This is a genomic window from Xanthomonas arboricola pv. juglandis (assembly GCF_001013475.1).
Taxonomy (GTDB): Bacteria; Pseudomonadota; Gammaproteobacteria; order Xanthomonadales; family Xanthomonadaceae; genus Xanthomonas; species Xanthomonas arboricola.
Genome location: NZ_JZEF01000006.1, coordinates 223,284 through 242,979, shown reverse-complemented (window position 1 = coordinate 242,979; position 19,696 = coordinate 223,284). Strand labels below are relative to the sequence as shown.

Annotated in this window: 10 protein-coding genes, 2 rRNA genes, 1 other RNA gene and 2 pseudogenes; 9 read left to right on the top strand and 6 right to left on the bottom strand. The window is 64.4% G+C overall.

Annotation, left to right across the window (positions count from 1 at the left end; all coding sequences use genetic code 11):
* The first annotated feature begins 22 nt into the window (after positions 1-22).
* From XARJCFBP2528_RS20240 to XARJCFBP2528_RS20225, 4 genes and pseudogenes are all read left to right on the top strand, one after another.
* Positions 23-2,903: ribosomal RNA gene (locus tag XARJCFBP2528_RS20240) — 23S ribosomal RNA — on the top strand.
* 112 nt (positions 2,904-3,015) lie between these two features.
* Positions 3,016-3,130: ribosomal RNA gene (rrf, locus tag XARJCFBP2528_RS20235) — 5S ribosomal RNA — on the top strand.
* 49 nt (positions 3,131-3,179) lie between these two features.
* A pseudogene (locus tag XARJCFBP2528_RS20230) lies at positions 3,180-3,596 on the top strand (DUF4380 domain-containing protein); the annotation flags it as partial.
* Between the two features lie 31 nt (positions 3,597-3,627).
* Positions 3,628-5,229 (top strand): OpgD/OpgG family glucan biosynthesis protein, encoded by a 1,602-nt coding sequence (locus XARJCFBP2528_RS20225; protein ID WP_039510564.1) that lies wholly within the window; start codon positions 3,628-3,630, stop codon positions 5,227-5,229.
* Between the two features lie 147 nt (positions 5,230-5,376).
* On the opposite strand, the gene XARJCFBP2528_RS20220 is transcribed toward XARJCFBP2528_RS20225, so the two are convergent.
* Together XARJCFBP2528_RS20220 and XARJCFBP2528_RS20215 are read right to left on the bottom strand one after the other, a co-directional pair.
* Complete coding sequence (locus XARJCFBP2528_RS20220; RefSeq protein ID WP_026064766.1) at positions 5,377-6,621, bottom strand: GAF domain-containing sensor histidine kinase; 1,245 nt, start codon at positions 6,619-6,621, stop codon at positions 5,377-5,379.
* 508 nt (positions 6,622-7,129) lie between these two features.
* Positions 7,130-7,765 carry a thymidine kinase gene (locus XARJCFBP2528_RS20215; protein ID WP_016904282.1) on the bottom strand — a complete coding sequence of 212 codons (636 nt, stop codon included), beginning with the start codon at positions 7,763-7,765 and terminating at the stop codon, positions 7,130-7,132.
* Positions 7,766-7,878: 113 nt separating this feature from the next.
* On the opposite strand from XARJCFBP2528_RS20215, the gene rep reads away from it, so the two are divergent.
* Together rep and XARJCFBP2528_RS20205 are read left to right on the top strand one after the other, a co-directional pair.
* The gene (rep, locus tag XARJCFBP2528_RS20210) at positions 7,879-9,855 is read left to right on the top strand and encodes a DNA helicase Rep (RefSeq protein WP_016904281.1); all 1,977 of its coding nucleotides are present in this window, start codon (positions 7,879-7,881) and stop codon (positions 9,853-9,855) included.
* 63 nt (positions 9,856-9,918) lie between these two features.
* The gene (locus tag XARJCFBP2528_RS20205; protein WP_016904280.1) at positions 9,919-10,509 is read left to right on the top strand and encodes a GNAT family N-acetyltransferase; all 591 of its coding nucleotides are present in this window, start codon (positions 9,919-9,921) and stop codon (positions 10,507-10,509) included.
* Between the two features lie 4 nt (positions 10,510-10,513).
* On the opposite strand, the gene XARJCFBP2528_RS23015 is transcribed toward XARJCFBP2528_RS20205, so the two are convergent.
* Positions 10,514-10,589: non-coding RNA, sX9 sRNA (locus XARJCFBP2528_RS23015), on the bottom strand.
* 77 nt (positions 10,590-10,666) lie between these two features.
* Here XARJCFBP2528_RS23015 and XARJCFBP2528_RS20200 point away from each other — a divergent pair.
* Positions 10,667-11,702 (top strand): annotated as a pseudogene (locus XARJCFBP2528_RS20200) (DUF4272 domain-containing protein).
* A gap of 136 nt (positions 11,703-11,838) precedes the next feature.
* Here the strand turns inward: XARJCFBP2528_RS20200 and XARJCFBP2528_RS20195 are convergent.
* A complete protein-coding gene (locus tag XARJCFBP2528_RS20195; RefSeq protein ID WP_047125039.1) occupies positions 11,839-12,507 on the bottom strand; it encodes a YceH family protein in 669 nt (222 codons plus the stop codon).
* A 294-nt stretch (positions 12,508-12,801) separates the two neighbouring features.
* On the opposite strand from XARJCFBP2528_RS20195, the gene XARJCFBP2528_RS20190 reads away from it, so the two are divergent.
* Together XARJCFBP2528_RS20190 and pyrF are read left to right on the top strand one after the other, a co-directional pair.
* Positions 12,802-13,764 carry a 5'-nucleotidase, lipoprotein e(P4) family gene (locus XARJCFBP2528_RS20190; protein WP_026064699.1) on the top strand — a complete coding sequence of 321 codons (963 nt, stop codon included), beginning with the start codon at positions 12,802-12,804 and terminating at the stop codon, positions 13,762-13,764.
* Positions 13,761-14,486: an orotidine-5'-phosphate decarboxylase gene (gene pyrF / locus XARJCFBP2528_RS20185; RefSeq protein WP_016904023.1), complete on the top strand. Its 726-nt coding sequence runs from the start codon at positions 13,761-13,763 to the stop codon at positions 14,484-14,486. Before XARJCFBP2528_RS20190 ends, pyrF begins: the two co-directional genes overlap by 4 nt.
* A 247-nt stretch (positions 14,487-14,733) precedes the next feature.
* Here the strand turns inward: pyrF and XARJCFBP2528_RS20180 are convergent, their stop codons facing one another.
* Entirely contained in the window at positions 14,734-16,260 is a 1,527-nt protein-coding gene (locus XARJCFBP2528_RS20180; protein ID WP_016904024.1) for a tryptophan halogenase family protein, read from the bottom strand.
* Between the two features lie 110 nt (positions 16,261-16,370).
* Positions 16,371-19,403, bottom strand: a complete 3,033-nt coding sequence (locus XARJCFBP2528_RS20175) for a TonB-dependent receptor (RefSeq protein WP_016904025.1) — start codon at positions 19,401-19,403, stop codon at positions 16,371-16,373.
* Positions 19,404-19,696 lie beyond the last annotated feature (293 nt).

Sequence of the window (19,696 nt, the reverse complement as noted above, 5' to 3'; positions counted from 1 at the left end):
CCGAGGCAACTTGGGGTTATATGGTCAAGCGAATAAGCGCACACGGTGGATGCCTAGGCGGTCAGAGGCGATGAAGGACGTGGTAGCCTGCGAAAAGTGTCGGGGAGCTGGCAACAAGCTTTGATCCGGCAATATCCGAATGGGGAAACCCACTGCTTCGGCAGTATCCTGCAGTGAATTCATAGCTGCTGGAAGCGAACCCGGTGAACTGAAATATCTAAGTAACCGGAGGAAAAGAAATCAACCGAGATTCCCTAAGTAGTGACGAGCGAACGGGGAGCAGCCCTTAAGCTGGAATGGCTTTAGAAAAACAATCTGGAAAGATTGGCCATAGAAGGTGATAGCCCTGTATTTAAAAGGGCCACTCCAGTGAAGACGAGTAGGGCGGGGCACGTGAAACCCTGTCTGAATATGGGGGGACCATCCTCCAAGGCTAAATACTCCTGACCGACCGATAGTGAACCAGTACCGTGAGGGAAAGGCGAAAAGAACCCCGGAGAGGGGAGTGAAATAGATCCTGAAACCGTGTGCGTACAAGCAGTAGGAGCTCGCAAGAGTGACTGCGTACCTTTTGTATAATGGGTCAGCGACTTACTGTTCGTGGCAAGCTTAACCGTATAGGGGAGGCGAAGGGAAACCGAGTCTGATAAGGGCGCATAGTCGCGGGCAGTAGACCCGAAACCGGGTGATCTAGTCATGGCCAGGGTGAAGGTGCCGTAACAGGTACTGGAGGCCCGAACCCACGTCTGTTGCAAAAGACGGGGATGAGCTGTGATTAGGAGTGAAAAGCTAATCGAACCCGGAGATAGCTGGTTCTCCTCGAAAGCTATTTAGGTAGCGCCTCGGACGAATACTACTGGGGGTAGAGCACTGTTATGGCTAGGGGGTCATCGCGACTTACCAAACCATTGCAAACTCCGAATACCAGTACGTACTATCCGGGAGACACACGGCGGGTGCTAACGTCCGTCGTGAAAAGGGAAACAACCCAGACCCACAGCTAAGGTCCCAAATTCACTGCTAAGTGGAAAACGATGTGGAAAGGCATAGACAGCCAGGAGGTTGGCTTAGAAGCAGCCACCCTTTAAAGAAAGCGTAATAGCTCACTGGTCGAGTCGGTCTGCGCGGAAGATTTAACGGGGCTAAGCAGTGAACCGAAGCTTGGGGTGCATAAAACTTGTTTTATGCGCGGTAGAGGAGCGTTCCGTAAGCCTGCGAAGGTGGATTGAGAAGTCTGCTGGAGGTATCGGAAGTGCGAATGCTGACATGAGTAACGATAATGCGGGTGAAAAGCCCGCACGCCGAAAGCCCAAGGTTTCCTTGCGCAACGTTAATCGACGCAGGGTTAGTCGGTCCCTAAGGCGAGGGCGAAAGCCGTAGTCGATGGGAAGCAGGTTAATATTCCTGCACCTCGCGTGAGTGCGATGGAGGGACGGAGAAGGTTAGGTGTACCGGGCGTTGGTTGTCCCGGGGAAAGGCGGTAGGTTTGGATCTTTGGCAAATCCGGGATCCTTTAAGACCGAGCACCGAGACGAGCCTTTATGGCGAAGTCACTGATACCACGCTTCCAGGAAAAGCTCCTAAGCTTCAGCTCACGAAGACCGTACCGTAAACCGACACAGGTGGGTAGGATGAGAATTCTCAGGCGCTTGAGAGAACTCGGGTGAAGGAACTAGGCAACATGGCACCGTAACTTCGGGAGAAGGTGCACCCTTTTTGGTGGCTCATGCGAGCTATAGCTGAAGAGGGTCGCAGAAACCAGGCCGCTGCGACTGTTTATCAAAAACACAGCACTCTGCAAACACGAAAGTGGACGTATAGGGTGTGACGCCTGCCCGGTGCTGGAAGGTTAATTGATGGGGTCAGCCGCAAGGCGAAGCTCTTGATCGAAGCCCCAGTAAACGGCGGCCGTAACTATAACGGTCCTAAGGTAGCGAAATTCCTTGTCGGGTAAGTTCCGACCTGCACGAATGGCGTAACGACAGCGGCGCTGTCTCCACCCGAGACTCAGTGAAATTGAAATCGCTGTGAAGATGCAGCGTTCCCGTGGCAAGACGGAAAGACCCCGTGAACCTTTACTATAGCTTTACACTGAACGTTGAGTTCGTCTGTGTAGGATAGGTGGGAGGCTATGAAACTGTGGCGCTAGCTGCAGTGGAGCCATCCTTGAAATACCACCCTGTCGTGCTTGACGTTCTAACCTAGATCCGTTATCCGGATCAGGGACCGTGTATGGTGGGTAGTTTGACTGGGGCGGTCTCCTCCTAAAGAGTAACGGAGGAGCACGAAGGTACGCTCAGCGCGGTCGGACATCGCGCACTGTGTGCAAAGGCATAAGCGTGCTTGACTGCAAGATCGACGGATCAAGCAGGTACGAAAGTAGGTCTTAGTGATCCGGTGGTTCTGTATGGAAGGGCCATCGCTCAACGGATAAAAGGTACTCCGGGGATAACAGGCTGATACCGCCCAAGAGTTCATATCGACGGCGGTGTTTGGCACCTCGATGTCGGCTCATCACATCCTGGGGCTGTAGTCGGTCCCAAGGGTATGGCTGTTCGCCATTTAAAGTGGTACGCGAGCTGGGTTCAGAACGTCGTGAGACAGTTCGGTCCCTATCTGCCATGGGCGTTGGAAGTTTGAGAGGGGCTGCTCCTAGTACGAGAGGACCGGAGTGGACGAACCTCTGGTGTTCCGGTTGTCACGCCAGTGGCATTGCCGGGTAGCTATGTTCGGAAGCGATAACCGCTGAAAGCATCTAAGCGGGAAGCGCGCCTCAAGATGAGACTTCCCGGGGCACAAGCCCCCTAAAGGAACCATATAGACTATGTGGTTGATAGGTCAGGTGTGTAAGTACAGCAATGTATTGAGCTAACTGATACTAATGATCCGTGCGGCTTGACCATATAACCTCAAGTTGCCTTGGTCCCAACGAACGTTGGTAGATCACCAAACGCAAGCTACGTCACAAGTTACCTATGCGAGACGAGCGCTATTAAGCGCTGCTCCAACCGTCTCCCTGGTGAAATTAGCGCTGTGGAACCACCCGATCCCATCCCGAACTCGGAAGTGAAACGCAGCTGCGCCGATGGTAGTGTGGCTCAAGCCATGCGAGAGTAGGTCATCGCCAGGGGCTTTACCCGAAACCCTCAGTCCAATAGGACTGAGGGTTTCTTTTTGTACGACAGGACGGGCTGATTCAGCGCGGCAAGGTGTTGTTGCAGCCTTCGGCAGGCTGGATGGCGGGCTTTGCGGGCGACCAGGTGCTGGTGATCCGCTTTGCGCATCAGCCGCTGTCCGCGATCCATCCGGAGCAAGGGCAGGTGGAGCTGTATCTGGACGCGCCGCCGCCGCATCCCGAGCGCGGGCTGCTGGAAATGGAAGTGCACGCACCGTACCGGCAGCTGGCGCCGGGCGAGCGCATGCAGGCGAACGAGCAATGGACCTTGCTGCGCTACACCGGACCCGACGCGCAGCAGGCGCAACACCAGTTCCTGTGCAGCAAGGCGCAGGAGCTGCAGCTGACCAATGCGTGCGCGCCTTCGTCTCTGCCGCGCCCTGACCCCCGCATTCACCTCCGTGCCGAGCTGTGGCTATGATGGCGGCCATTCCCTGAGCAGACCGATGCGCATGCAACGACGCCACTTCCTGAAGAATGCCGCCGCCGCATTGGCCGCGCTCGGTTTGCCGGCGCTGCCGCAGTGGGCGTTGGCGGCCAAGGCCGTTGGACTGCGTCGCTTGGGGCAGCCGCAGGCATTCGACTATGGCTGGCTCAAGGGGCAGGCGCGTGCGTTGGCCACGGTGCCTTACAAGAGCCATAAGCAGCTGCTTCCCGGGTCGCTGGAAGCGTTGAACTGGGATCAATACCAGTCGATCCGCTACCGCCAGGACCATGCGCTATGGGCCGACGGCAACGGCAAGTTCCAGGCGAAGTTCTTCCATCTGGGGCTGTATTTCCACACCCCCGTGCATATCTACGACATCGTCGACGGCCAGGCGCAGCAACTTGCGTACGACCCGGCGGCGTTCGATTACGGCAGCAGCGGGCTGGGCGGCAAGCAGTTGCCCAAGGACCTGGGCTTTGCCGGGTTCCGTCTCAACACGCGCAAGGACACCGATCGCGATTTCTCGGCCTTCCTGGGCGCGAGCTATTTCCGCGCGGTCGGCAAGGAAGGCCAGTATGGGCAGTCGGCGCGCGGGCTGGCGATCGACACCGGTACCGGTGGGCCGGAGGAGTTCCCGGACTTCATTGCCTATTACCTGGAGCAGCCGGCCGACGATTCGAACACCGTGGTGGTGTACGGGCTGCTGGACTCGCCCAGCGTTGCCGGTGCGTATCGCTTTGCCATCACCAATGGCGAGGTGCTGGTGATGGAGATCGACAGCGCGCTCTATCCGCGCAAGACCATCGAGCGATTGGGCATCGGCCCATGCACCAGCATGTACCAGGTCGGCGAAAACGATCGCCGCATGGACTGGGACTGGCGGCCGGAAATCCACGACACCGATGGCCTGGCGATGTGGACCGGCGGCGGCGAGTGGATCTGGCGGCCGTTGTGCAATCCGCCGCAGCTGCGCTTCAACATGTTCGTCGATGAGAATCCGCGCGGATTCGGCCTGCTGCAGCGCGATCGCAACTTCGACCACTACCAGGACGACGGCGTGTTCTACGAGAAGCGCCCCTGCCTGTGGGTGGAACCCAAGAACGGCTGGGGCAAGGGCTCGGTGCAACTGGTCGAGATTCCGACCGTGGACGAGACCTTCGACAACATCGTGGCGTTCTGGAATCCGCAGGACAAGCCGCAGCCGGGGCAAGAGTTGCTGATGGGGTACCGGTTGTATTGGGGCGCGCATCCGCCGGCCAGCTCGCCGCTGGCGCATTGCGTGGCCACGCGCACCGGCCTGGGCGGCATCGTCGGGCAGAAGCGCAGCCATTTCTCGTGGCGGTTTGCGGTGGATTTTGCCGGTGGCGAACTGGCTGCGTTGGCCAAGGACCCCAAAGCCAAGGTCGAGGCCATCCTCCAGGTGTCGCGTGGCAGCACCGAGATCGTGTCGGCGCGTCCGCTGCATGAGCTCAAGGGCTATCGGGCGATGTTCGACCTGGTGCCGCCGGATGACAGCACCCGGCAGATCGATATCCGCCTGTTCCTGCGCGCCAACGGCAAGCCGCTGACCGAAACCTGGCTGTACCAGTGGACGCCGCCACCGGCGAGCGAGCGCAAGATCTACTAGCGCACAGGGACGTCGCGCGACCGATAAGGAAAGCGATTGTCAGGCAGGTGCGGATGGCGCAGTGACGACAGGCCGCCGATTTCGGATGTCGACCGCGGCTGCGTTGCAGCCGCACACTCGCGGATGCGTCGACCAGGCGCCGCGGACTCAGGCCGACGTCGCGCTGTTGACCAACTGCATGCGCGCACGCGGGCGCACGCAGGCCAGGTCCACCCGGAAGCAGGTGCCGTCCTTGCCGCTGAGGATGCGCAGTTCGCCTTGATGGGCCCGGGCGATCTGGGCGGCCATGTGCAGGCCCAGATCCACTTCGGGCAAGGCGCGTCCGCCGGTGTGCACGTGGGTGGAGGCCTGCAGCACGTCGAGCCGGCGCGGATCGATCCCGTCCAGATTGCAGACCTCGATGCGCAGGCGGCCCTGCTCGGTGACCGCGACCGCCTTGATCAGCGAACTCTGTTGCCCCTGCACCACGGCGTTGATCATCAGGCTGCCGAACATCTGCGCCAGGCGCACCGCATCGCCATGCACCGGCTCGTCGATGGCCACATGCGTGGACAGCACCTGGTTCGGATACGCGGCGCGGGTTTCGTCGACGACCTGCGACAAGGCATCGAGCAGATCGCTGCCGTTGCCGTAGTCCAGTTGCAGCCAGTCGCGTTCGATACCGCGCGCGAAATCGTTGGCGAAGTCGATCAGTTCTTCCATGCGCCGCAGGCTGCGCTGCATCGACCGGATCGCGCCACCCTGGCGCTGGTTGAGCGGGTCGATCGCCAGCATGTCCACCACCGCATGCATGGACTGCAGCGGGTTGCGCAGATCGTGGCCAAGGATGCCGATGAACTCTTCGCGCAGGCGCGCAGAGGCGCCGATACGCCCCAGTTCGCTGCGTGCGCGCCGCGATTCCTGCGCGCTCTCTTCGGCGCGTTGTTCGGCCTGGATCTGCGCTGCCAGCAGTTGCGCCAGCAGCTCGACCTTTTCCACCATCGGCGCGTCCATGACGCGCGGCAACGGGTCCAGCGCGCACAAGGTGCCGAACACGCTGCCGTCGTCGAACTTGATCGGCACCGAGACATAGCTCTCGAAACCGTACAGCCGCGGCGTGGGGTGATCGCGGAAGACCGGGTGCTCGGAGGCATGGCCGAACCACAACGCGTTGCCCTGGGTACGCACGCTGTCGCAGAAGGTGGTGACCAGGGGCAGCTCGTCGCCGGGCGCCAGGCCGAACGACAGCTCGTCGCGGACCTGGCAGGTGATCCAGCGCGTATCGGTCACGCGCGCAACAGCCGCGAACCCCATGCCGGTCAGGCGGGTGAGAATGGTCAGGACATCGGGGACCGACGATAGCCGGCCAACACGCGCGATATCTGCGCGTAACTCGGGAGGAAGCGGACCCATGAATTGCCTCCCGACAAGTGGATGGTCGCCAGTTTACAGGACTGTGGTTGCGCCTGGTTGCGCGCGGATCGCTGCAACGGCCCCGCAACGATACGCCTGTTGATGTGTAGCGAAGATGCAGTGGCGACCGCATGCCTGCAAGGGTTTAGCGACGCATCACAAGCGCATATCAGGCCAGCGCGCCAAGAGCATCCGGCTGAATTCTTCAGCTGCCGCCCCGCCGGGGTTAGCCGTCCGCTGGCACGTAAATACCGGGCCGATAATGCCGAATCATCCGGGAGCTGGAGGATCGCGAGCGCGCATCAGGTCCATCGGGCGGGATCGGGTAACGGCCGCCGTGCGTCGCTGCAGTTGCGCGTATTCAACGCGTCGCCAGGTGCGAAACGACGTTGGCACGCCATGCCACCCGCGTCGGTGGCCATGTCGATGGCCGGTCCGTGGACGATCGGCGTTGCCAGCCGCGGGCAACCCGTCCAGCATCGCGCTGCCCTCCAACAGGGCGTGGGCGTTATGCGCCCGCCGGTGGCAGCGGCAATGCGATCTGCAACGGGTCGATGCGCCCTTCGCCACGCATGATCTTCTTGAACTCGGCGCGGCTGACCGACACGTAGCGCTCGTTGCCGCCGATCTCCACCTGCGGGCCGTCCTGCACCGCGTGCCCTTGCGCGTCCACGCGCACGGTCATGGTGGCCTTGCTGCCGCTGTGGCAGATGGTCTTGATCTCCTCCAGCTCGTCGGCCCAGGCCAGCAGGAACTGGCTGCCCTCGAACAGCTCGCCGCGGAAGTCGGTGCGCAACCCGTAGCACAGCACCGGAATGCGCAGGCGGTCGACCACCTCGCTCAACTGCCAGACCTGGCCGCGATTGAGGAACTGCGCCTCGTCCACCAGCACGCAGTGCAGCGCGCCTTCGGCCTGGATGTCGCGCTCGATCAGCTGCTGCAACTCGGTGTTGCGATCGAAGGTGCGCCCATCCGCGCGCAGCCCGATCCGCGAGGCCACCACGCCGCTGCCGGCGCGGTGATCGAGCTTGGGCGTGAGGATCAGGGTGCGCATGCCGCGTTCGCGGTAGTTGTGCGCGGACTGCAGCAAGGTGGTGGTCTTGCCGGCATTCATTGCCGAGTAGTAGAAGTAGAGCTTGGCCATCGGGGGATTTTACCGGGCCGGGCGGCCGGCGGTGACAGCCATCTGCATGAACCGGCGGCGCAGGCCTGCCCGACGCGGCGCCGGTACAATGGCCCGCTCTGTTGGAAGTCTCTATGCACGGTCTCAATCCCCCGCAAAGCGCCGCAGTGCTGCACTGCGAAGGTCCCCTGTTGGTGCTGGCCGGCGCCGGCAGCGGCAAGACGCGCGTGATCGTGGAGAAGATCGCGCACCTGATCGCCACCGGCCGCTATCCGGCCAAGCGCATCGCCGCGATCACCTTCACCAACAAGTCGGCTAAGGAAATGCGCGAGCGTGTGGCCAAGCGCATCCGTGGCGATGGCGCCGATGGCCTGACCATCTGCACCTTCCACGCGCTGGGGCTGAAGTTCCTGCAGATCGAGCACGCCGCTGCCGGCTTGAAGCGCGGCTTTTCGATCTTCGATTCCGACGATGCCGCCGCCCAGATCAAGGACCTGATGCACGGCGCCAAGCCGGATGCGATCGAGGATGCCAAGAACCTGATCTCGCGCGCCAAGAACGCCGGCCTGTCTCCCGAACAGGCGATGGCGGCAGCGCGCAGCAATCGCGAAAAGGAAGCCGCCAGCCTGTACGAGCGTTATCAGGCGCGGCTGACCACGTTCAACGCGGTGGACTTCGACGACCTGATCCGCCTGCCGGTGCAGATCCTGGAGGCCAACGAAGAGATCGTACTGGGCTGGCGCGAGCGCATCGGCTATCTGCTGGTGGACGAGTGCCAGGACACCAACGATGCGCAGTACCGGTTGCTGAAAATGCTGGCCGGGCCACGCGGCAACTTCACCTGCGTGGGCGACGACGATCAGAGCATCTACGCCTGGCGTGGCGCCAATCCGGAAAACCTGCAGCAGATGGGCCGCGATTATCCGGCGCTGGAAATCATCAAGCTGGAACAGAACTACCGCTGCTCCAACCGCGTGTTGCGTGCGGCCAATGCCTTGATCGCGCACAACCCGCACGAACACCTGAAGACGCTATGGAGCGACCAGGCCGATGGTGAGCGCATCCGCGTGTGGGAATGCCGCGACAGCGAGCACGAAGCGGAAAAGGTTGCCGCCGAGATCTCGTTCCTGGGGACCGCCAAGCAGGTGCCGTGGAGCGATTTCTGCATCCTGTTCCGCGGCAATTTTCAATCGCGGCCGCTGGAAAAGGCGCTGCAGCTGCTGCGCGTGCCGTATCACCTGACCGGTGGCACCGCGTTTCTGGAGCGGCAGGAAGTCAAGGACGTGCTGTCGTGGCTGCGGCTGATCGTCAATCCCGACGATGACGCCGCGTTTCTGCGCGCCGTGCAGTCGCCCAAGCGTGAGGTCGGGGCGACCTCGCTGGCGCGGTTGGCCGAGCTCGCCAGTGCGAAGTCGGTACCGATGTCGCGCGCGGCCGAGTCGATGGGCGCGCTGCAGCACCTGCCGCCGCGTGCGGCCAATGGCCTGAGTGCGTTCACCGATATCCTGCGCGATATGCGCGAGCATTCGGCCACGCTGCCGGCGGGAGAACTGGTGCGCATGCTGGCCGAAAAATCCGGCCTGCTCAACGACCTGCGCAATCAGTCCAAGGACGACACCGGCTTCCAGCGCCGCAAGCGCAATCTGGACGAGCTGGCCGAGTGGTTCGAAGGCGGCCCGCGTGGTGCCAGTGCCAGCGACCTGGCCGCGCAGCTGGCGCTGTTGTCGCGCAACGACAAGGACGACGGCGGCAACCAGGTGCGCATGATGACCATGCACGCGTCCAAGGGGCTAGAATTCCGTTATGTGTTCATCGTCGGCTGCGAAGACGGCGTGCTGCCGCATGAAGTGAGCCTGGAAGAAGGCAACCTGCAGGAAGAACGCCGGCTGCTGTATGTGGGCATCACCCGTGCCAAGGAGCAGCTGTGGATGAGCCACAGCAAGTTGACGCGCAAGTTCGGCGAGCATGTGCGGCTCAAGCCCAGCCGCTTCTTCGACGAGATCCCGGCCGAAGAATTGCAGCGCGATGGCGCCGACCCGGTGGCCGATGCCGAGCGCAAGAAGGAGCGCGCCAGCGCGGGCCTGGCGGCGATCCAGGCGTTGTTCGACTAGCGGTTGTTGCGTACTACGCAGGCTTGCCAGCGACACGTCTGCACGGCAGGCTGGGTTGCCCTGATGCCGGAGTGCGCCGTGACCGTCGTGATCGAAACCCCGCGTTTGCGCCTGCGCACGCTCGACCCCGAGCGCGATGCCGATGCGGTGCTGGCATTGGTCAACGACCCCGGTTTCATCGCCGGCATCAACGACCGCGGTGTGCGGACCCGCGAGCAGGCGCGTGATCATCTGCGCGAGTGGGCGCAGGCGCACCAGCAACGCTACGGCTTTGCGCACTGGGCGGTGGAGACGCGCGCCGAGGGCGCCTTTGCCGGCACGTTGGGCTTGTTGTGCCGCGATACCTTGCCGGTGCCGCATATCGGCTTTGCACTGCTGCCCGAACATCGCGGCAAGGGGTTTGTGAGCGAAGCCGGGCGCGCGGTGCTGGCGCATGCGCGCGATGTGCTGGGGTTGTCGCAGCTGTGCGCGATCGTGTCGCCAGGCAATGTCGATTCGATCCGCGCGCTGGAAAAACTCGGGCTGCAGCGGCAAGGCCTGCGCGTGTTGAGCCAGGAGGCCGATCCGGTGCTGTATTACACGATCGAGCTGGGCCCCGCCGACATGGACAGCCGGGCAGGCCTGCGGCACCCTGGCGGCGACGCTCACCGCTGAACGCGGCCGGCACAACGTAGCGAGCAGTCGTCAGCGCAGCCTGGACGGCGCGGAAGAACTCCGGTGCACACCTGGCACAGGAGACTGCGCGCACCGACCGCAGCTGCCTGGCGATGAGCGCCATCGTGGTGTCCGTCGCCCCAACCAGGACACGTGCATGCCATTGCTGGTCAACGCCTATTCCACGCTGCGCGAGCCGGTGTGGCCGGATTTCCTGCCGCGCGCCGCCGTGCAGCACCGCGACCACGCCGATCCGGAACTGGCCAATCATCTGCACGGTTTTGTCGGCTACGTGAACCAGGCCGGCGACGGCCAGATGACCCAGCCGCGCTATCACCTGATGCGGCATGTACAGCGGGTGCGTCAACACTTCACGTTCGAGGTCGACGATGCGGCGTTCGGGGAATTGGCGCAGTGGGCCGAGCAAGCCAATGCGGTGTGTTTCCTGGCCGACGGCAGCGTGCGCGATCCGCACGGGCGGGTGCTGATCAGCCAGGGCGAGCCGGCGATCGATGCGCAGGCGCAGGTGCCGTATCCGCCGGATGCCTTGCAGCGGCGTGCGCAGCAACTTGCGCAGCTGACCGCGCAAGGCATCCGCGTGCCACCCGGCCTGCCGCCGGTGCCTGGCGAGGCCGAAGCGCGGGTGCGCGATGCTGCGACGGTGACGCAGCGCATGCTGGGCCTGTTTGCGGTGGCCTTGCGCGCGGAGATGCTGGCCGCCGGCGATACGCCACCGGCGTTGGAAGAGATGGACGCCCGCCTGCCCGGCGTGGCGGCGGCACTGTCGCCGCAGGAGCGCGCCTTTTTTGCCCAACCCGCGCCGGAGCCGCAGCAGCTCGCCAACTTCGGCTGGCGCTACGAGAGCCTGGCCGTGCTGCAGTGGGCCCTGGGGCTGGCCGAGGCGCTGCCGGAGCCGACCGACCTGTGCGATGTGCCCCTGGCTGCCCAGCGCGCGCTGGAGCATGCCGACGCGGCGACGCGGCCGTCGCTGACGCTACGGCCGGTGCCCGAACTGCTGGATGCGCTGGACCGGCACTTGCGCCTGCACTGGGCAGTGCGCCAGGCCGGCCAGAGCGAGCAACCGCCGCCGGCCGGCATCGTGCCGGGCGGTGGTCTACGAGCGGCACTACGCCCTCAACTGGCTGCTGCACTTCGAAGACGCCGACTGGGACGAGGTGGATACGCCGACGTAAGCGGGGCCGGGGCGCAACCTGCGCCATCACCGCCTGGCAGGGCCCCTCGTCCGGTAGCCGGGCCGGTCGGTGCGTGCATTGCGATCGGCGTGGGCGGCGACGTGCAGCGGGCATCTCCAGGCGCAGACCGTCGCGCTCAGGCGCCCGCCGCCTCCAGGCGCGCCTGCACCGTGGCCAGCGCCTCCTGCAGCTCGGCGACGGTGGCTTCCAGTGTTTGCACGCGCGCGTCCAGCTCGCTGTTGTCGGCGTTGCTGCGAGGGCCTGGCGCAGCGCGCGCGGCCGCAGCCTGCAAGGCCTCCACATCCAGCTCGCCACTGAGCAGATGCGCATAACGCTCTTCGCGCTGGCCGCTGGCGCGTGGTAGTTGCACGGCCAGGCCGCGCTGGATCAGCCGGTCCAGATGGTGGCGCACGTCGTCGGCATCGTTGAAGCGTGTCAGCCGCTCGCTGCGCGCGAACAGCTCGCCCAGCGTCTGCGGGCCGCGCAGCAGCAACAGACCGATCAGGGCGACCTGCTGGCGGGTCAGGTCCAGCACGCTGCCCAGCCGGTGCTCGTAGCGCTCGGCGCGCGAGGAGAACTGCTGGCGCACCAACCCCAGGGTCTCGAGTTGACGCAGGGCGTGATGCACCACGCCGGTCTGCAGGTTCAGCACCGGCTCGCGTGCGGTCTTCTGGTTGGCGGCCACCTGCGCGGCGTTGACCGTGAGCGGATACGCATCCGGCGTGGTCGCCTCCTTTTCGATCAGGCAGCCGAGCACGCGGGCCTGGGCGGTGTCGAGGACGGGCGGGGAAGGTGTCTCTGTCATGGGGGCGACTCCGGGGCAATCAGCGCACAAGGATATGCCGTTCCTGCATCGGCGTTCTTCAGGCTACGATCCCGCCGGCGATGCCGGCATCGGCAGCGGAAGCGAAGAGGCGGTCAGGTGCGGAGGCGGTCGGTTGCCCGCAGCGTGCGCAGGCGCATGCAGCACTCGCGCATCGCCATGAACCCCGCGATCGCGATGTCTTCTTCCATGCGCCTGCGGCACTGCCATCAGCTGGAGCGGGCGGTGCGGCGCGAACCCGCTAAAATCGCGGTCTTCATTGCCGCTCCTGTTCTGGTGGATGCCATGCGCCCCTCGCTTTACGCACCCTTGTCCCTGCTCGCCTGCACCGCGCTGGCCCTAAGCGCCTGCAAGCCCGCCGACAAGGAGCTGGCCCAGCGCGCGCAGGACGCCGCCGTGTCCGCCAATGCGGCCGCCAGCGCCGCCGCCAAGACCACCCCGCAGCCCGCAGCCGCCAGCGCACCGGCCGGCGACGACAACCTCAATGCGGTGCTGTGGATGCAGCGCTCGGAGGAGTACCGCGCGGTGGCCGAGCAGACCTATCGCGCTGCTGCCGACAAGCTGGACGCTGCGCTGAAGCAGCCCAACTGGGATGCGCTGGTGCCCGAGGAGCGCGGCAATGCCGCCAGCGGGCTGAAGCCGGCGGTGGTGCTGGACGTGGACGAAACGGTGCTGGACAACTCGCCCTACCAGGCGCGCCTGCTGCGCGACGGCAAGGAATACGACGAGCTGAGCTGGGACCAGTGGGTGGCGGAGAAGAAGGCCACCGCGGTCCCGGGCGTGGTGGACTTCGCAAAGGCGGCCAACGCGCGCGGCATCACCCTGATCTACATCTCCAACCGCGCGGTGCACCTCAAGGACGCCACGCTGGCCAACCTGCGCAGCGTCGGGCTGCCGGTGGCCGACGACAGCGTGTTTCTGGGCCTGGGTACGGTGGTCAAGGGCTGCGAGCAGAACGGCAGCGAGAAGAACTGCCGGCGCCAGCTGGCCGGGCAGACGTACCGCGTGCTGATGCAGTTCGGCGACCAGCTCGGCGACTTCGTGCAGGTCACCGCCAACACCAGCCAGGCGCGGGGCGCATTGCTGCAGCAGTACCACGACTGGTTCGGCGAGCGCTGGTGGATGCTGCCCAACCCCAGTTACGGCGGCTGGGAGCCGGCGCAGTTCAACAACGACTACGGCCAGCCCTGGCAGCAGCGCCACGACGCCAAGCGCGCCGCGCTGGAGGTGGCCCGATGAGCCGCGCACCGCTGCCGCTGGCCGCGCATGAGCGGCTGATCTTCGCGCTGGATGTGCCCGGCCACGACGAGGCGATCGCCTGGGTCGACCGCCTGGGCGAGTCGGTGTCCTTCTACAAGATCGGCATGGAACTGCTGGCCTCCGGCGAGTACTTCCAGGTGCTCGACGCCCTGGCCAGGCGCGACAAGCGCGTGTTCGTGGACCTGAAGTTCTTCGACATCCCCGCCACCGTGGCCGGCACCATCCGCCGCCTGGCGCAGTGGCCGGTGAGCTATTGCACCGTGCACGGCTGGCACGCCGGCATGCTGCAGGCCGCCGCCGAGGCCAACCACGGCGACATGCGCCTGCTGGCGGTGACCGTGCTGACCTCGATGGGGCGCCCGGACCTGGCCGCGATGGGCATCGACCGCGAGCCGGTGGAGGTGGTGGTGGAGCGCGCGCTGGCCGCACAGGCGGCCGGCATCGACGGTGTGATCGCCTCCGGCCAGGAAGCCGGCCCGATCCGCAGCGCCACCGGCGCCGGGTTTTCGATCGTCTGCCCGGGCATCCGCCCCGGCGGCCCGGTCGGCGACGACCAGCAACGCACCGTGGGCGTGGCGCAGGCCTTCAACGATGGCGCCGATGCCATCGTGGTCGGCCGCCCGATCCGCCTGGCCACCGATCCGGCCGCCGCGGCGGCTGCGATCCAGGCCGAGATTCAAGCGGCGGTGGCGCAGCGCTGACGGAGCCTCCGGCGCGCGCCGGCCATGTCTAAGCAAGCAAAATCAACAAGTTAAATCGATAGAATTAAAGTGTTGCTTTAACGTTAAAGCCTGCGTACGATGCCCCTCGTCCGATGTCAGTCGGAAGCTGTGCCACTCATTGTCCACCGGGCTTGTCCCGGTTTTCGAAGGGATCGGGCCTTGTGCCCGATCCTTTTTTTTGCCTGCCGATCGGTGAATGTGGCGATTGCGCCTGCCGTGGCGTCGCTCAGCGCGGCGCAGCCGCCTTGCAGTAGCGATCGATGAACTGCTGGTGGGTGGGCATGACATCCACGCAGTGGCCGATGGTCTGCGCCACGCTGGCCAGGAAGCGTTCGGCGTCGTGATCGGGCACCTGGTCCACCAGCGGGTGGTAACCCTGCGGCAGGATGCCCTGGCCCACCATCACCTGCACCCAGCTGATCTCGGCAAACATCTCCTCGGCATTGCGGTAGAAGCGCCCGCTGTCGCGAAACAGGTCCAGCGTGGTCTGCAGCTCCGGGGTGATCGGCATCGTGCGGCAGTGCCGCCAGAACGCGCTGTCGTCGCGCTCGGTGGCGTGGTAGTGCAGCACCAAAAAATCGCGGACGCGGTCGAACTCGAACGCCAGCCGGTCGTTGTAGCGCTGCACCAGCACCGGGCTGATGCCCTCGCGCGGAAACAGCTCCAGCAGCCGCGAAATGCCGGCCTGGATCAGATGGATGCTGGTCGATTCCAGCGGTTCCAGGAAGCCGCTGGCCAGGCCCAGCGCGACCACATTGCGGTTCCAGAACTGCTTGCGCCGGCCAGTGGTGAAGCGCAGCGGGCGCGGGTCGGCCAGCGGCGTGCCCTCCAGGTTGGCGAGCAGGGTGGCGGCGGCTTCGTCGTCGCTGATGTGCGCGCTGGAATACACATAGCCGTTGCCGGTGCGGTGCTGCAGCGGAATGCGCCACTGCCAGCCGGCCGCGCGCGCGGTGGAGCGCGTGTACGGCGTGGGCGGGCCGACGTTTTCGCTCGGCACCGCCAGCGCACGATCGCACGGCAGCCAATGGGTGAAGTCGTGGTAGCCGGTGTGCAAGGCTTCTTCGATCAACAGCCCGCGGAAGCCCGAGCAGTCGATGAACAGGTCGCCGCTGACGACCTGCCCGGAGGCCAGCTGCAGCGATTGCACGTGGCCGGTGTCCGCATGCAGCTGCACCTGTTCGACCAGGCCCTCGATGCGGGTGACGCCGCGCTGTTCGGAGTAGGTGCGCAAGAAGCGCGCGTACTGCGTGGCATCGAAGTGGTACGCGTAGGCGATGTTGGCCAGCGGCGAATTGGCCGGCACATCGCCGGCCGAGGTCATGAACTTGCCGCGCACTGCGGCCACGGTGTTGAGCGTGTAGGCGCCCAGCGGCTGCGCCTTGCCGCGCGCGTGCTGCTTGATCCAGTACTGGTGGAATGGCAGCAGCCCGAGCGGGTGCCCGATCTGGGTGCCGAAGCCATGGATGTACGACGTGCCGGGCCGCTGCCAGTCGACGAACTCGATGCCGAGCTTGAAGCTGCCCTGGGTCTGGCGCACGAACTCGGCCTCGTCGATGCCGAGCAGGTTATTGAAGGCCTTGATGTGCGGCACGGTGGCCTCGCCAACGCCAACGGTGCCGAGCTGTTCGGATTCGATCAGCTGCACCTTGAAGCCGGGGCCAAGCACGCGCGCGAAGGCCGCGGCCGCCATCCAGCCGGCGGTGCCGCCGCCGACGATGACGATGACGATGTTGCGCAGTGGAGCGGGGAGCATGCGGCGTTCGATCCTGTACGAGAGTGGAAACCGCCAACAAGCGAACGGGGCCAGCTGGCCCCGTCCGGATCATCTGCCTGCACAGCGCAGGCAGATGGCGTTGGGCTGCATCAGAACTTGGCGCCCACTTCCAGCACGACACTGCGGGGCACATAGCTGATTTCGCCGTTGTCGACCACGGTGATGTCAGGCTGCAGGCGTCCGTTGCTGCCGAAGCTGTTGTACTGGTACTGGGTGAAGTTCTTGAAGTTGAAGGCGTTGAGCACGTTGATGCGTGCGTTGAGCTTGAAGTCGCCCACCACCGTGAACTCCTTGTTGGCCTGCAGGTCCACGGTGCGGTAGCCCCAGATCTTGCCACCCAGCAGGAACTTGCCATTGCCCGGCGGGGTCACGCCCACGGCCTGGCAGGTGCCGCCATCGGGATCGGTAAAGCCGTAGCAGGCGATCGTGTTGATCGGCTCGGGCGTGGCCAGCACCAACTTGGCGCCGAAGGTCACTCCCCACGGGCCATCGATCGAGCCGGACGCGACGAAGCGATGCGCCGACACGGCATCGGACTTCACGAACGGGTAGTCGCGAATGGTGGCCTTGTCGAACGCGAACGGCTCGTCGATGGTGCGGTTCTGGCGCGCGCTGGTGTGGGTGTAGGACAGGTTCAAGCCCCAGCCCGATTCCTTGGTGTAGGGCTTTTCGGCTGACAGCAACACCTGGCTGCTGCGCTGCTCCAGGCCGTTGTAGCCCAGGATCGTATTGCGGTAGCCCGGCACCGGCTCGCCCCAGGGCACGCTGCCGGTGGCGTCGAAGTACGCACCATCCGGGTAGCGGTTGACCAGGCTCATCACCAGGCCGTCATAGGCCAACACGCGCTGGAAGGTCACGTCGGTCAACCAGTCGCCGACCTGGTTGCTGATACCGATGCTGTACTGGTCGCTGTACGGGGTCTTGAGCTTGTTCTTGAACATGAAAAGCTCGGAGCTGTCACTGGTGCCATCGATCGTATTGAGCTGATCGATGCCGGTGAAATATGCCGGGTTCCACGCCGTGCACGCACGGTCGTCGCGGAAGCAGCTTTGCCCGCTGGCAGCATCGCTGAAGTACACCACCACCGGTGACAGCGCGGCCTTGACCGATTCCAGTGCGAGCTGCTCGAACAGGTTGCGATCGTAGGAGCGACCGGCGCCGCCATGCAGCACCGCGCTCTCGTCGCCGAAGAAGTCATACGAGAAGCCGAAGCGCGGTGCCCAGGCGTCCTTGAAATTCTTGCGGTTGTTGCCGGTGCTGATGTAGTCGGCCACGTTGATGCCGCTGGGCAGCAGACGGTTGGCCCACGGTTGACCCGGGTTGTCGGGGTCGTCCGAATACAGCGCATTGATGAACGGCTGCGAGGTCACGAAGTCGGTGTAGGCCGGGGTGTCCTCATAGTCGTAACGCACGCCGATGTTGAGCATCAGCTTGTCGTTCACTGCCCAGTCGTCCTGCAGGTAGATGCCGTACTGCTTGGACGGCGATTCCACCACCGGCACCTGACCGGGATTGTCGAACGCACGGATATAGCGCACCTGGAAGGGAACCGGCGCAACACCGTTCTGACCGACTTCATAGCTGAACTGCGGGTTGAGCGAACTGGACTCGCGCGACGTCAGCTTGATGTCGCGATAGGTCACCCCGGTCTTGATGGTGTGCTCGCCATGCCATTGCAGTGCGTTGAAGGTCAGATCGTTCTGGAACGACCAGCCCTTCTGGCTACGTAGCTTGAAGTCTTCGCCGCTGGCGGCGCCGGTGTTGAGGAAGACCCACTGGCGCGGATCGGCCTGCGTCCGGTCGATGTAGGTATAGATGGAGCCGTTGCCGATGCCGCGCGGTGTCGGCACGTTGCGCGAATCCTCGGTGGTGAGGATGGCTTCGTTGAACCAGCTGTCGGCGCTGTGCTGCCAACGCAGGCTGGTGCGCTTGTCCTTGTTGATCTTGTCCACTGCGCGGACGGGCGCGTTCTGGCCGCCGACGTTGCTGACCTGGGTTTCGTCGCGGTACTGCGTGGCCAGCTCGATGCGGTCGTTATCGGTCGGCTCGAAGTCGATCTTGCCGAAGTACAGGTCTTCGGTGAACGGCATGTTGGACGCACCGTACTGGTCGCGCAGATTGGACGGCAGCAGGCCGACGAACGGCGCCGCTTCGGCGCTTGCCTGCACGCTCTTGGGCGCCACGTTGTCCTTGCCTTCGTAGGCGAAGAAGAAATGCATGCGGTCCTGGATCAGCGGGCCGCCGATCGCAACGCCGTATTCCTTGGTCTGCGAGTCCACCTTTCCATCTTCTTCGTCCGGGCGCTTCTCACGCAGATCCTGATTGGTGAAGCGATAGAACGCCTCGCCATGGAACTCGTTGGTGCCGGACTTGGTGGCCGCGGTGATCGCCGCGCCACTGATCTGGCCGTATTCGGCCTTGTAGTTGGAGGTGATCACCTTGTACTCGCCGATGGCGAGCTGCGGGAACGGATTGCCCTGGGTCTCGTCCTGCCCGGCAATACCGCCACCGGAGACATAGCTCTTCTGGCTCACGCCGTCGATGTACAGGTTGCTGGAACTGGCGTTGGACGCACCGCCACGCAACTTGGTGTTGCCGTCCTGGTCGATGGTGAACACCATACCCGGCACGGTGTCGGCGAACTCCAGGAAGTTGCGCGTGGCCTGCGGCAGCTGCTGGATCTGCCGCAGCGAAACCGTATTACCCACCTCCGATGTCTTGACGTCGCGGATCATCGGCGCGCTGACCGTCACCGTGTCCAGCGTGGTCGCATCGCCGGCCGGCGCTGCCGCCGCTTCGGTGCCGAGATCGACGGTGGCGCTGGAGGCCACCGACAGGGTCACCGTGCGGCTGACGCCGTTGGATTCGACGGTGTAGGTGCCCGGTTGCAGGCCGACGATGGTGTAGTTGCCGTTCGCATTGACCGGTGCACGTCGCACCGAGCCGGTGGCGACATTGGTGACGACGACCTCGCTGCCGCTCTGCGCGGAAGCGACCTGGCCGCGCAAGGTGGCGTTGCTGGACTGTGCCATGGCCGGGGTGGTGGCGAACAACGAGGCAGCCAGGGCGCAGCACAACAGGCTGCGTGCCGGCAGGGTGGAGACGGTGCGGTGAGTCTTCATGACTTTCCCCCTCCCAGGGGTAAAGCGCGAACCAGTGAAGTGACTGGCGCGTCGAGGTTGGTGCTTGGTGTGGATGGAACGGGTACAGCGGCAACAGACAGCAGGGACGGCAAACACAACAAAAAACGATCGCCGATGGAAGCGTGCGGGCTGCAGCATCGCGCGCATCGCGCGCCGCGCCACAGCAACACACCGCAATCGGGACGATGCAACAAGCCTGCAGGCGGCCCCTCCCCATTGCCGTGGGGCCGATGCAGCTTAGGCAGCGGGGGTGGCACCGGCGGCGGGACGCC